The sequence below is a fragment of the Streptomyces sp. AN091965 genome, assembly GCF_022698285.1.
Classification (GTDB): Bacteria; Actinomycetota; Actinomycetes; order Streptomycetales; family Streptomycetaceae; genus Streptomyces.
Genome location: NZ_JALDMY010000001.1, coordinates 8,948,515 through 8,961,042, shown reverse-complemented (window position 1 = coordinate 8,961,042; position 12,528 = coordinate 8,948,515). Strand labels below are relative to the sequence as shown.

General features: G+C 75.0%; 12 protein-coding genes. 7 read left to right on the top strand and 5 right to left on the bottom strand.

From position 1 onward, the window contains the following. The first annotated feature begins 84 nt into the window (after positions 1 to 84). Positions 85 to 1,170 carry a WD40/YVTN/BNR-like repeat-containing protein gene (locus tag MQV74_RS36790; RefSeq protein WP_242727768.1) on the top strand — a complete coding sequence of 362 codons (1,086 nt, stop codon included), beginning with the start codon at positions 85 to 87 and terminating at the stop codon, positions 1,168 to 1,170. A 41-nt stretch (positions 1,171 to 1,211) separates the two neighbouring features. Next, a complete protein-coding gene (locus tag MQV74_RS36785) occupies positions 1,212 to 1,703 on the top strand; it encodes a methyltransferase family protein (protein WP_242727766.1) in 492 nt (163 codons plus the stop codon). Between the two features lie 62 nt (positions 1,704 to 1,765). Here the strand turns inward: MQV74_RS36785 and MQV74_RS36780 are convergent, their stop codons facing one another. The 3 genes from MQV74_RS36780 to MQV74_RS36770 all read right to left on the bottom strand — a co-directional run bounded on the left by MQV74_RS36780 (position 1,766) and on the right by MQV74_RS36770 (position 4,145). Continuing rightward, the gene (locus MQV74_RS36780; RefSeq protein ID WP_242727764.1) at positions 1,766 to 2,686 is read right to left on the bottom strand and encodes a DUF4184 family protein; all 921 of its coding nucleotides are present in this window, start codon (positions 2,684 to 2,686) and stop codon (positions 1,766 to 1,768) included. Positions 2,687 to 2,934: 248 nt separating this feature from the next. After that, complete coding sequence (locus MQV74_RS36775) at positions 2,935 to 3,810, bottom strand: hypothetical protein (RefSeq protein ID WP_242727762.1); 876 nt, start codon at positions 3,808 to 3,810, stop codon at positions 2,935 to 2,937. Continuing rightward, positions 3,807 to 4,145 (bottom strand): PadR family transcriptional regulator, encoded by a 339-nt coding sequence (locus MQV74_RS36770; RefSeq protein ID WP_242727760.1) that lies wholly within the window; start codon positions 4,143 to 4,145, stop codon positions 3,807 to 3,809. The genes MQV74_RS36775 and MQV74_RS36770 overlap by 4 nt, the downstream gene beginning before the upstream one ends. A gap of 443 nt (positions 4,146 to 4,588) precedes the next feature. Between MQV74_RS36770 and MQV74_RS36765 the strand changes: the two genes are divergently transcribed. The 3 genes from MQV74_RS36765 to MQV74_RS36755 all read left to right on the top strand — a co-directional run bounded on the left by MQV74_RS36765 (position 4,589) and on the right by MQV74_RS36755 (position 7,449). Then, complete coding sequence (locus MQV74_RS36765; RefSeq protein WP_138964004.1) at positions 4,589 to 5,266, top strand: uracil-DNA glycosylase; 678 nt, start codon at positions 4,589 to 4,591, stop codon at positions 5,264 to 5,266. Beyond that, positions 5,263 to 6,237 (top strand): N-acetylglucosamine kinase, encoded by a 975-nt coding sequence (locus tag MQV74_RS36760; protein WP_242727757.1) that lies wholly within the window; start codon positions 5,263 to 5,265, stop codon positions 6,235 to 6,237. Before MQV74_RS36765 ends, MQV74_RS36760 begins: the two co-directional genes overlap by 4 nt. A gap of 282 nt (positions 6,238 to 6,519) precedes the next feature. Then, positions 6,520 to 7,449 (top strand): sirohydrochlorin chelatase, encoded by a 930-nt coding sequence (locus tag MQV74_RS36755; RefSeq protein ID WP_242727755.1) that lies wholly within the window; start codon positions 6,520 to 6,522, stop codon positions 7,447 to 7,449. A gap of 89 nt (positions 7,450 to 7,538) precedes the next feature. On the opposite strand, the gene MQV74_RS36750 is transcribed toward MQV74_RS36755, so the two are convergent. After that, complete coding sequence (locus tag MQV74_RS36750; RefSeq protein WP_242727754.1) at positions 7,539 to 8,606, bottom strand: lactonase family protein; 1,068 nt, start codon at positions 8,604 to 8,606, stop codon at positions 7,539 to 7,541. A 279-nt stretch (positions 8,607 to 8,885) separates the two neighbouring features. On the opposite strand from MQV74_RS36750, the gene MQV74_RS36745 reads away from it, so the two are divergent. Both MQV74_RS36745 and MQV74_RS36740 read left to right on the top strand, forming a co-directional pair. Beyond that, positions 8,886 to 9,524 carry an HAD family acid phosphatase gene (locus MQV74_RS36745; protein ID WP_242727752.1) on the top strand — a complete coding sequence of 213 codons (639 nt, stop codon included), beginning with the start codon at positions 8,886 to 8,888 and terminating at the stop codon, positions 9,522 to 9,524. Positions 9,525 to 9,588: 64 nt separating this feature from the next. Next, entirely contained in the window at positions 9,589 to 10,887 is a 1,299-nt protein-coding gene (locus tag MQV74_RS36740; protein WP_374120820.1) for a phytase, read from the top strand. 49 nt (positions 10,888 to 10,936) lie between these two features. On the opposite strand, the gene MQV74_RS36735 is transcribed toward MQV74_RS36740, so the two are convergent. Beyond that, on the bottom strand, positions 10,937 to 12,442 hold the full coding sequence (locus MQV74_RS36735; RefSeq protein ID WP_242727750.1) for an FUSC family protein: 1,506 nt from the start codon (positions 12,440 to 12,442) through the stop codon (positions 10,937 to 10,939). Positions 12,443 to 12,528: the final 86 nt, after the last annotated feature.

Here is a 12,528-nt window from a genome sequence, read left to right as displayed (position 1 = left end):
GACATGCCGTCCAGGGGAGATTGTCAGTGCCCGGGTGCAGACTGAGCCGTACCTGAGACAACGACGTCCGGAAAGGTGCGAGGCATGGCTGACGTCCTGCTCACCATCGGCACCCGCAAAGGCCTCTTCATCGCCCGTCGCTCCGCCGGCGCGTGGCGGTTCGACGAGGCGCCGTACTTCAACGCCCAGGCGATCTATTCGATCGCCATCGACACCCGCACCTCCTCGCCCCGCCTCCTGGTCGGCGGCGACAGCTCCCACTGGGGCCCGTCGGTGTTCCACTCCGACGACCTGGGCCGCACCTGGACCGAGCCGTCACGGCCCGCGGTGAAGTTCCCCCAGGACACCGGTGCCTCCCTGGAGCGGGTGTGGCAGCTGCACCCCGCCGCCGCGGAGCCCGACGTGGTGTACGCGGGCACGGAGCCCGCCGCGCTGTACCGCTCGGAGGACCGCGGCGAGAGCTTCTCCCTGGTCCGCCCGCTGTGGGAGCATCCGACGCGCTCGCAGTGGCAGCCGGGTGGCGGCGGCGAGGGCCTGCACACCATCCTGACGGACGCCCGCGACAAGGACGCGGTGACGGTCGCGGTATCCACGGCGGGAGTCTTCCGCACCCGGGACGGCGGCGCGAGCTGGGACCCGGCGAACTCGGGCGTCTCCGCGGTCTTCCTGCCGGACCCGCACCCGGAGTTCGGCCAGTGCGTCCACAAGGTGACGAAGGACGCCGTCGACCCCGACCGGCTCTACCTGCAGAACCACTGGGGGGTGTACCGCAGCGACGACGCGGGCACCCACTGGACCGACATCGGCGAGGGCCTGCCGTCGGACTTCGGCTTCGCGGTGGTCGCGCACCCGCACCGCGCCGACACCGCGTACGTCTTCCCGATCACCGCCGACGCGGACCGGGTCCCGGCGGACCACCGCTGTCGCGTCTACCGCACCCAGGACGCGGGCAAGAGCTGGGAGCCGCTGAGCGAGGGCCTGCCCCGGGGCGACCACTACGGCACGGTGCTGCGCGACGCCCTGTGCACCGACGGCGCGGACCCGGCGGGCCTGTACTTCGGCAACCGCAACGGCGAGGTGTACGCGTCGGCGGACGACGGCGACACCTGGCAGGAACTCATCACCCACCTGCCGGACGTGCTCTGTGTGCGTGCCGCCGTGCTCGCGTGACGGGGGCTCCCCGCGGCCGGTGAGGCGCGCATACTGGCGCCATGCGCAAGTCCGCCGCGGTGATGGGCAGTTCGGTGTTCATGGCGCTCGCCCCGGGCACGGTGGCCGTCCTCGTGCCGTGGTGGCTGACGCGGTGGCAGGCCGGTCACTGGTGGCTGCCCGCTCGGGTGCTCGGCGGGGTCGCGCTCGCGGCCGGGGCGGTGGTGCTCGTCCACGCCTTCGCACGGTTCGTGACCGAGGGCCTCGGCACCCCGGCACCGGTGGCACCCACCGAGCACCTGGTCGTGGGCGGCCTGTACCGGCACGTGCGCAACCCCATGTACGTCGCGGTGGTGACCACCATCGCCGGGCAGGGCCTCCTCCTCGCCCGGCCGGTCCTGCTGGGCTACTCGCTGGTCGCGGGCGCGGTCATGGCCGCCTTCGCCCGGTGGTACGAGGAGCCCGCCCTGCTGCGCGCCCACGGCGCGGAGTACGCGCGCTACCGCGGGGCCGTCCCCGGCTGGCTGCCCCGGCTCCGACCCTGGCGCGGCTGACGGCCGGGCCCCGGCGGGGAGGGCGGGCCGTCGGGTGAACGGGCCCGTGTGTACGGCAGCCGTCACGGTGCCTGTTGCCCGGATCGGCCGCGGTGCCGCCGGGCGTGCCAGGCGGCACCGTACAGCAGCAGGGCGACGGCGAAGGAGGCGCCTGCCGTCTTGGCCGCGGGTGTCAGTACTTCCTCGGCGAGCGTGCCCCACGGGGCCTTGACGGTCTTGCTGGGATAGGAGGTCTCGGTCGCACCGCCGCCGAGGTCGCGCGTGAGGGGGCGGCTGTAGTCGTACACGGTCTCGTAGCGGTGGGTGTCGAAGTCCTCGCGGGCCTGTGCGGCGCCGCCCAGCGCTGCGGCTGTTGCCAGCGCGGCGACCACGCTCCAGCGCAGGGCCGGGCGCAGGCGGGCGGTGGTGTCGGCCCGGGTCTCGGTGCGCGCCCGGCTGCGGTGGCGCCAGAGATGCACGCCGAGGGCCACCAGGCCGACGACGGTGCTCACGTACTGAAGCAGCCGGGCGAGCGACAGGCCTCCCAGGACGGGCTCGCGCAGCAGTGTCACATGCGTGACCCCGTACCCGTCGCCGTGGGTGAAGGAGTCCCACACCTGATGGGAGGCGATGCCGATGAGCGCCGACAGCAGGAGCCACAGCGCGTGGCGCGACCTGCTCCGCGCACCGTCCGCCGGCCCGGGGCCGGGCAGGGTGCGGCCGGCGGGGAGCAGGGCGGTGATCGGTCGGCGCAGCAGCCCGTAGGCGGCCAGCAGGCACAGGGTGAAGAACAGGTCGATGCCCAGGCCCCAGCCGGGCGAGTGCGTGGTCGTGGCGTTGAGGAGGGGCTCGTGCCAGTCCGTGGAGCGGGTCGCGGTCAGACCGAGGGCGCCCAAGAGGTAGGGGACGTCGGGGGCCATGGCACCCGCGAGCAGAGCCGAGGGGACGAACGGGTGGCGCAGCAGGGGAAGGACGGCGGCAGGGTGGGACAAGGTGAACGGCAAAGTGAGCTCTCTTTGCTCTGCGGGAGGGGCGCGGTCCCGTCCGCGTGGCGCTGGGGCTGTCGTGGAGCGAGGGCGCGCGGCCGTCACGGCCAGACGGTCCGTCGGCAGTAGTACGCCAGAAAGAGTATTCACTTGAACGGACTATGGCAAAGGTGCTCACACGCTGCTCGTCGGCCAGAGCCTGCCGGTACACATCAAGCCGCCCTCCCGTCAGTCGACAAGAGGGCGGCCGAGAAGGAAGGGAGCAGTCAGCTCCTGCGGCGTGCCGCTATGGCACACGTGCCGAGCGCGGCTGTGAGCGGCAGCACGAGGAGCACGCCGACCACGAGCCAGAGGTCGGGCCCGGCCCCGATGAGGGCGGCGACGGCCAACGGCGCCGACGCCACGGCCACCGCACCGATCTCCCGCGCTCCGGAGGCCTGCCGCCGCAGCGCGAGAGCGGCTCCCGCGACGGCCAGGACCAGCACCGGCCAGACGCCGTAATCCGTGCTCACGCCGAAAGCCCCGGTGTCCGCGACGACGACCGGGAACCATCCCACGCCCGCCACCGCCGCGGCCGCCGCCGACAGCCCCTTGCCGGGCCGCCGGTCCACAGGGCAGGCGAGCACCACGGCAACCGTCAGCAGAGCCGTCGCGGACGTCGTCCACCCTCCTTGGACCAGCGGCGCATCGACAACCCCCTGCACCGCCGTGCCCAGCAGGCCGCACACGGCCGCCGCCACCCCGAGCGCCCACCGTCCGGCCAGGGCAACGATCGCGCCCACACACACCGCCAGTGAGAACAGCAGGTGCAGTGCGTCAGCAGGATCCGTGTGCGAGAGCTGTATCCATGCCGGTGCCGGAGAGATGACGAGCCCGGCGTACCAGCGGGTGAGGACAAGGCCGTTGTCCACCGCGGCGGCCGCCAGGGCGAACGGGGCGGCCACGGCGAGGAAACGCCCGCCGCGCGACGCCGAGTCGAGCCGCAGGCGTACCCGCAGGGCGTGGGCGGCCAGATCGGCATCCGCACGCATCCGGGCCGCGCGCGGCATGTCCGCGGTCATCTCCCGGTGGACGTCGACGATCTCCTGCCCGTACGCGGACCGGTAGTCGGCCGGATACAGGCGCAGCACGCGGTCGATCACGCGGGCACCGCCCCGCCACCGGCCGCCAGCCGCCGCCTGACCTCCTGGGCGGTCGCGGCCAGCCGTTCCGCCTCGGCCGCGAGCCGCTCCCGGCCGCGGTCCGTGAGGGCGAACGTGCGCCGGGCCCGGCCGCCCACCACCTCTTCGCGCTCCACCTCGATCAGCCCCTCGTTCAGCAGCCTGTCCAGCGCCCCGTAGAGCGCCCCGGTGCGCGGCACCACCCGGCCGTCGGTGATGGCCTTGACCTCCTGGGCGATGGCGTAACCGTGCCGGGGCGCGTTCGCCAGCGCGGTCAACAGCAGCAGTGCCAGTTCCTGCATCCCTCGCTCACTCATGACACCAGACTATTCCGCCCTGCGGAGCATGTGCCGGTCCGGGCAGCAGACGAACAGCCCGGTACGACGCGTTGGGTCTCCGCACGTCAGCTGTGGTGATGCCCGCGTTGCCGACGCCGGTGTTGACGGCTGTGGCGAGTGCGGGTGCCGAGGAGCCGCGGCAGGAGGTCAGCACGGCGATCGCCCCGTTGGGCAGCAAGCTGCCGGATCTCGAGGCGCTGCGGGGGCCCGGCGCTCGACGGGTACTTCTTCGCGGCTGATCAGCTCGGGCATTCGATCCGCCCCGCGTCTGCACCGCCTGCGACCGTCGCGGCAGCCGCCGGTCGCTCGATCGGCTCGATGTCCGTGACGAGGAGCGGGACCAGCGCCGAGATGCGCCCCCGTAGGCGGGGAGGGTTGGTCCGCGTACGCACTGTCAGTGCGGGCCACTAGAGTGACTCGGCGTGGCACCACGACCCTTGCATGAAATCGTCGAAGCCGGCTGGGCCAAGGCCCTGGAGCCGGTGGCCGAACAGATCGCCTCCATGGGTGACTTCCTGCGCGCCGAGATCGGCGCGGGACGCACCTATCTGCCCTCCGGGGCGAACGTGCTGCGCGCCTTCCAGCAGCCGTTCGACGAGGTGCGCGTCCTGATCGTCGGCCAGGATCCCTATCCCACCCCTGGGCACGCGGTGGGCCTGTCCTTCTCGGTGGCGCCCGACGTCAGACCGCTGCCCGGCAGTCTGATCAACATCTATCGGGAGCTGAACACCGACCTGGGTCTGCCCCAGCCCTCCAACGGCGATCTGACGCCGTGGACCCAGCAGGGCGTGCTGCTGCTCAACAGGGCCCTCACGACGGCCCCGCGCAAGCCGGGCGCGCACCGCGGAAAGGGCTGGGAGGACGTCACCGAGCAGGCCATCCGGGCCCTCGCGGCGCGCGGCCGTCCGCTGGTGTCGATCCTGTGGGGCCGGGACGCCCGCAATCTGCGGCCGCTGCTCGGCCAGCTGCCGTCGGTGGAGTCCTCGCACCCGTCGCCGATGTCGGCGGACCGGGGCTTCTTCGGCTCGCGCCCGTTCAGCAGGGCCAACGACCTGCTGGTGCGGCAGGGCGCGCAGCCGGTCGACTGGCGGCTGCCGTGACGGTCGTCCTCGGTGTGGACTCGGGCGGCTCCGGCCTGCGCGCGGCGCTCGGCGTCGCGGACGGGGCCCGCCGCCCGGCGCCCAGGAGCTCCAGGGAGCCGGTGCGGACGGGGCCGCGCGGGATCGACGCCGCGCACCTCGTCGCACAACTGGAGCCGATGGCCCGGGAGTTGCTGGCCGAGGCGGGCGACGGGGCGCGCCTGACAGCCGTCGCGGTGGGGGCAGCCGGGATGGCGTCGCTCGGCGACGAGTTGCGCGACCGGCTGCCGGCCGCGCTCGCGGAGCTGTTCGGGGTGCGCCGGGTGGCGCTCGCCGCGGACGCCGTCACCGCGTACGCGGGTGCGCTGGGCCAGCGGCCCGGCGCGGTCGTCGCCGCGGGCACCGGCCTGATCGCGACGGGCACGGACCTGACGGCGTGGCGGCGCGCGGACGGCTGGGGCCATCTGCTCGGCGACTGCGGCGGCGGGGCGTGGATCGGGCGGGCGGGCCTGGAGGCGGCCCTCCGGTCCTTCGACGGGCGGCGCGGTGGTTCGGCCGCGCTGCGGGCGCGCGCCGAGGCGCGGTTCGGCGCGCCCCTCTCCGGGCTGCCGGGGCTGCTGTATCCGCGGCCGGACCGGCCCGCGGTGCTCGCCTCGTTCGCCCCCGAGGTGGGCCGGTGCGCGGCGGAGGGAGATCCGGTGGCCCTCGGCGTGCTGCACGCGGCGGCCGGGCACATCGCCGACGCCGCGGCCGCCGCGTGCCCGGCCTCCGGAGACTGCGAACTCGCCCTCACGGGCGGCCTGCTGAAGCTCGGCGACGTCCTCCTGGTCCCTCTGGAGGCAGAACTGACGGAGCGTCTTCCGCACGCCCGTCGCGTCCCCGCCGCGGGCGACCCGCTCGACGGCGCCGTCCGCATCGCCACCGACCTCGCCCAGGACACCCTCAAGCTGCCGCACGATCCTCAGCTGTTGCGGGTGACCACGCTTACGTAAACGGCGTGTACGTACACGACGCTTACGTGACGGCGGAGATGCGTGCAACGACACGTACAAGGCCACGAGCCCGTCTTGTACGCGCCCGGCAACGTGCCTCGCGCGCGGCCCGCCGACCGCGGCCGCGCACCGGACGCGCGTCAACCGGAAGGGTGACTTCCGAACTACCGGAAGGGCGACGTCCGCACTCCCCGACAAATCGGCGCGACAAAGCGGACTAATGCCTCTGACCTGCACCCTCCCCGAACAGGGAAGCCCCACAAGCCAGTAGCATGCGGCGCCATGAGCTCCCCCACTGGGCCCGCATCCGGCCTGCCTGTACGAATGCCGCGCCCCCGCCAGCCGGGCCGGCACCGACGCCCGGAGCCCGTCGCGGCTCCCGAGGGCGCGCCCGCGCTCGTCCTCGCCGTCCCCGGCGTCCCCAGCACCACCGCGCGCGGCCTCGCCGAAGAGGTCGCCAGCATCGCGCGCTCCGAGCTGCCCGGCCTGGACGTGCGGATCGGCTACGTCGACGGGGAGGACACCGGCTCGGCCGAGTTCCCCACCCTCCGGGCCGTCCTCGCGCACACCGCCGCCCAGCGCGTCGCCCGGTACGAGCAGGCGCTGGCCGCCGGGGTCGAGGCCAAGGAGCCCGAGGGCGCCGACGCCGTCGTCGTACCGCTGCTCGCGGGCCCCGACGGCGCACTGATGCACCGCGTCCGGCAGGCCGTGGCGGACAGCCGCGCCGCCGCCGAGCTCACCGATGTGCTCGGCCCGCACCCGCTGCTCGCCGAGGCCCTGCACGTGCGCCTGTCCGAGGCCGGTCTGGCCCGCGCCGACCGCGCCCGGCTCTTCACGGTGGCCACCGCGGCGGACGGCATCGTCCTGGCCACGGTCGGCGGCGAGGAGGCCGTGCAGGCCGCCGGGATCACCGGCATGCTGCTCGCGGCGCGCCTGGCGGTGCCGGTGATGGCCGCGGCCCTGGACGTGGAGGGCTCCGTGGCGGCCACCGCCCAGCAGCTGCGCGGCGCGGGTTCGGCTCAGCTCGCGCTCGCCCCGTACCTGATCGGCCCCGAGGTCGACACGCGCCTGCTCGACGCGGCGGCGCAGGACGCGGGCTGCGCCGTGGCCGGGGCGCTCGGCGCCTACCCGGCGATCGGCAAGCTGGCCCTGTCGCAGTACACCACGGCACTGGGCATCGCCCCGCGGCCGTCCGGCGCGCCGGTGCGCTGACCGGCCACGCTCCGTGATGCCGATGGGCCCGCACCCCGGGACTGGGGTGGCGGGCCCATCGGCGTCGTGCGGCGGGGCCGCGGGCGGCCTCAGCCGAAGACCACGCAGGAGGCGGCGGAGACGGCCACCGCGCCCGCGCGCCGCGGCAGCCCGGTGTCCGGGTCGACGGTGAACCAGGTGACGTCGCCGGAGCGCTCGTTGGCCGCGTACAGGAAGCGCCCGGAGGGGTCGAGGGCCAGGTCGCGGGGCCAGTGGCCGTCGCACGGGACGGTGGCGGTGAGCCGCGCGGTGTCACCCTGCGGGTCGAGGGCGAAGACGGACAGGACGTCCTCGCCGCGCGTGGCCGTCCACAGGAAGCGGCCGTCGGGGGCGACGACGAGCGCGGAGGGGTAGGCGTCGCCGTCCGGCGCCCCGGCGAGGACCGGCGTCTCGCTCAGCGGCTTCAGGCTGCCGTCGGCGGCGTCCCAGGCGCAGACGGTGAGGGTCGGCGCGAGTTCGTTGAGGACGTACGCGCGGTCGCCGCGCGGGTGGAAGGCCAGGTGGCGCGGTCCCGAGCCGGGCCGGAGCGCGACCTCCCGGTGCAGGGTGAGCCGCCCGTCGCCGCCGAGAGCGCACACGCGCACGGAGTCGGTGCCGAGGTCGACGCTCACCACCCAGCGGCCGCTCGGGTCGGCGAGGACCTGGTGGGCGTGCGGGGCCTGCTGGCGCTGCGGGTGGGGCCCCGAGCCCTCGTGGCGCAGGACGGCCGCCGGGGCGGGGGCGAGGCTTCCGTCGGCGTGGACGGGGACGGCGGTGAGGCTGCCGGAGCCGTAGTTGGCGGCGATGAGGTGGCCGTCGTGCAGCGTGAGGTGCGTGGGTGCGTCGCCCTGCACGGGGACGGGCCTGGCGAGCAGTTCGGGACGGTCCCCGGATCCTGCCGGGCCACCGCCGCCGGAGACGCGGAAGGCGGCGAGGGCGCCGTCGGAGGTCTCGCTCACCGCGTACAGGGTGTCCGCGCCGGGCGCGAGCGCGAGGTAGGAGGGGTCGGGCACCGCGTCCGTGGCCGCGAGCACGGTCAGTGCCCCGCTGTCGGGGTCGACCGCCGCGCTGACGACACCGGGCCCGCCCGCCGCCGTGAAGGACCCGACGTACGCCCGCCGTACCTGCCTGTCGCCCACTGCTCGCCCCTCTCCGCGCCGGTGTCGCACCTGGTGCCCACCGGGACGCGTTCCCCAAGCCGTCACGCGCCGAGTGGCACGCGTGGGGCCGACGGTAGCAGCTGGTCTGGACCACTAGGGGGCGGACCGCACCCCGGCCGCCAGGAATCCTCTACCAGTCGGTAACCAGAAGTCCGCCTGCCCTCCATCCCTCACCGTGACCATGACATCCGCGGCGCACGGCGCCGCGCACCACGGACATGTCGAGTACCAGAGAACAACAGCAGAGGGGAAACCGGAATGGGACGACGCGGTGTGCGTCAGCGGATCGGTACGGCAGCGGTGGTCGTGGCGGTGGGCCTGGGGGCGACGGCGACGACCGCCGCCTCGGCGCACGCGGCGCCGAGCGCTCCCGTCGGCGCGGTGGCGGCCCGGACGGCCGACGTCGACTACGCGACCTGGCAGCGGGACGTGCGTGCCGTCGTGGACCGGGCCCTGCCCTATGTGAAGCAGCGCACCGCGGGCGCCGCCGGGCAGAAGCTCGCGGTCGTCTTCGACATCGACAACACCACCCTGGAGACGGACTTCCACCCCTGGTGGCAGCTGCCCACCCCGGCCGTGAAGCCCTCCCTCGCACTCGCCGAGTACGCCGCGTCGCGCGGTGTCTCCGTGTTCTTCGTGACCGCGCGGCCCGGCATCATCAAGAGCGTCACCCAGGCCAACCTGACGACGCGGGGCTACCCCGTCAACGGCCTCTACGTGCGCGCGCTGCCCGACCTCTTCGACGAGGTCAGCGCCTACAAGACGCGCAGCCGCGCCGACATCGAGGCCAAGGGCTACACGATCATCGCGAACGTCGGCAACCGCGAGTCAGACCTCGTGGGCGGCCACGCGGAGCGGACGTTCAAGCTCCCCGACTACGACGGGAAGCTGTCCTGACGCCCGCACCGCGCCACGCCCCGCCGCCCCCGAGCCGAAGGAACCCGAGGAACCCCTCGTGGACATCTCCAGCAGAACCCGCGCCGCGTCCGCCGGTCTGGCCCTGACCCTCGCCGCCCTCACCGCGCTGACCGCGGCGCCCGCGGCGGGAGCCCGCGCCGCGCTGCCCGGGATCACCCCGCGCGCCGAGACCCCCGCCCTGTACGACGACGAGGCGGGCGGCAACGCCGACGCCGACGACCCGGCCATCTGGCGCAACCCGGCCGACCCGGCGCGCAGCCTCGTGATCGCCACCGCCAAGGAGGGCGGCCTGCGGGTCTACGACCTGGGGGCCCGCGAGGTGCAGTCGGTCCCCGCACCCGCCGCGCCGGGCCCCGGCGACGCGCCCGGCCGCTTCAACAACGTCGACCTGGTGCACGGGCTCGGCCTCCCGTCGGGCCGCGCCGATGTCGCGGTGACCAGTGACCGGGGCAGCGACCGGCTGCGGATCTACCGCGTCGACCGCGACCGCCCCGGCGGCCCGCTCACCGACGTCACCGACCCGGCCGCGCCCCGCGTGTTCTCCGCGTCCCAGGCCGAGGCGAACGAGCAGCGCACCGCCTATGGCCTCGCGACCTGGACCGACCGCGCCACGGGCCGCTCGTACGCCGTGGTCAGCCGACGCGAGCGCGCCGCGCTCGCGCTGCTCGAACTGACCCCGGCGCCGGGCGGCAGGGTGGGCTACCGCAAGGTCCGCACCCTCGCCCTGCCCGCCTCCTTCCGGCTGCCGGACGGCTCGTCCTGGTCCCCGTGCGCCGAGCCGGGCGAGGGGCCGCAGGTCGAGGGCATGGTGGTCGACCCCGCGAACGGCACCCTCTTCGCGGGCCAGGAGGACGTCGGCATCTGGCGGCTGCGCGCCGATCTGACCGGCACGCCCCGGCTCCAGGAGAAGGTGCGCGAGTACGGCGTCCCGGGCACGTACGACGAGCAGACCGAGGAGTGCGTGGCGGGGGCCGACCCCGGCTACGGCGGCAAGCGCCTCGCGGCGGACGTCGAAGGCCTCACGCTGCTCACCGAGCGGGACGGCGACGGTCATCTGCTGGCCTCCAGCCAGGGCGACGACACCTTCGCCGCCTTCGACCGCGAGGCGTCCGACGGCCACGCGTACGAGGGCGGCTTCCGGGTGACGGCGGGGCCCGGCGGCCTCGACGGCTCCGAGGAGTGCGACGGGGCGGCCGTGCTCAACGCGCCGCTGGGCCGCACGTACCCCCGCGGCCTGCTGGTCGTCCAGGACGGCCACGCCACCCCCGAGGACGGCGGGCGCGACGCCACGGGGTTCAAGTTCGTCGACCTCGGTGACGTCCTGGACGCGCTCGACTCCTGACCCCGCGGAGGGGCGCGGAGCCCCTGCGGAGGGCGCGGGACGTGCGGGCTCAGCCGCCGCTCAGCCGCGCCCGTCCCGGGGCCTGCAGCGGCTCGGCGAGCTGCGCCAGGGCCTGCTCCAGGCCGTGTACGTGGGCGAGCGCGCCTTCGACGACCCCGGTGTGGGCCGGGGCCGCGTCGGGCCCGCGCCCCGTCGCGGCTCCGGGCGCGGTCAGCGCCTCTACGGCGGCCTCCACGCGCCAGCACGCGGCGGTGAGGCGGTCGTCGTGCGAGGCCTCCGCGTCGGCGGCGATGGCCGCCAGGCCGCGGACCTCGCGCGCGCAGTCGTCCAGCAGGGCCAGGACCCGGCGCGCCCGCTCCTTGCGGGCGAGCAGCGGGTTGAGCGGGTGCAGCAGCGGCGCGAGCGAGAGCCGCACCCGGCCGAGGAGCGCCTCCAGCTCGGCGACGTGCGGGGCCGGGTCGGCGTCCGCCGTGCCGCGCAGCCGGGCCGCGGCCTCGGCGGCGCAGGCGTGGACGCAGCGCAGCGCCCGCTGGATCCATCCGTCGGTGACGGCGTGGGTGGTGACGGGCAGCACCAGCAGGACCGCGAGCGCGGCGCCGAGGGCACCGACGGCGGTCTCGCCGACCCTGAGGGCGAGCAGCGCCGGGTCCAGCACGCCGAGGAGGCCGTAGAGCATGCTCGCCATCACGGTGACCGCGAGCATCATCCACGTGTACGAGACGGCTGCGGTGTAGAAGATCCCGAAGACGCAGACCGCGACGATCACGGCGGCGGCGACCGGCTCCGTGTGCAGCGGCACGGCCAGGACGAAGCCGAGCGCGATCCCGATCGCGGTGCCCAGGAACCGGCGGAAGCCGCGCACCAGCGTCTCACCGCGCGAGGTGGTGTTCACGAACACCCACCAAGTGGCGCCGACCGCCCAGTACCAGCGCTCCTGGGACAGCATCTGCCCCAGGGCGAGCGCGAAGGCCGCGCCCGCGGTGGCCTGGACCGCCTGCCGGGTCGTGGTCCGGGCGAGCCCGGTGGCCGCCAGGGGCGCGGGCACCGTCGCGGGCGGGAGGCCGCGTTCGTAGCACCACACGCCGAACCGGACGGCGGCGGCCGCGCACACGGACAGCAGGATGGCCGCGAAGAGCTCGGGGAGCTGGCCGGTGCGCGCGTGCAGGAACTGCGCCGCGAAGAACATCATGAACGCGAACACGCCGAGCGAGTGCCCGCGGGGCCCCCACCGACGCGCGTACACGCCGAGGCCCGTGACGGCGAGGAACGCCGCGTCCCGCACCAGCGGGTAGTCGTGCAGCGTGGCCGCGAGAGCGAGCACGGGAAGGCCGACGACGGGCAGCAGCGCCGTGGTCCCGGCCTGGCCGCGCACCGTCGGGTCCAGGACCGTGAAGAGCGCGAGCAGCGCGGCGAGACCGCCGATGATGGCCGCGACGAGTGAGTGCCCGACCAGGCCGCACAGGGCCACGGCCGCTCCGATGCCGAGCACGGCCCGGCTCGCGCTGCGCAGGCGCAGCAGCCCCGGGTCGGGCGCGACGAACGCTCTCTTCAGCACCAGCGTGTGTGCTCCTTCCCGCACCTGCCCGGATCCGCGCAGATACGCCCGCATGAAAAAGGCGCCGCGGAATCCGCAGCGCCATC

Bases quoted from the DNA above. Each gene is read 5' to 3' on its own strand.
- MQV74_RS36790 (WP_242727768.1), top strand. From the start codon at position 85: ATGGCTGACGTCCTGCTCACCATCGGCACCCGCAAAGGCCTCTTCATC.
- MQV74_RS36785 (WP_242727766.1), top strand. From the start codon at position 1,212: ATGCGCAAGTCCGCCGCGGTGATGGGCAGTTCGGTGTTCATGGCGCTC.
- MQV74_RS36770 (WP_242727760.1), bottom strand. From the start codon at position 4,145: ATGAGTGAGCGAGGGATGCAGGAACTGGCACTGCTGCTGTTGACCGCG.
- MQV74_RS36755 (WP_242727755.1), top strand. From the start codon at position 6,520: ATGAGCTCCCCCACTGGGCCCGCATCCGGCCTGCCTGTACGAATGCCG.
- MQV74_RS36745 (WP_242727752.1), top strand. From the start codon at position 8,886: ATGGGACGACGCGGTGTGCGTCAGCGGATCGGTACGGCAGCGGTGGTC.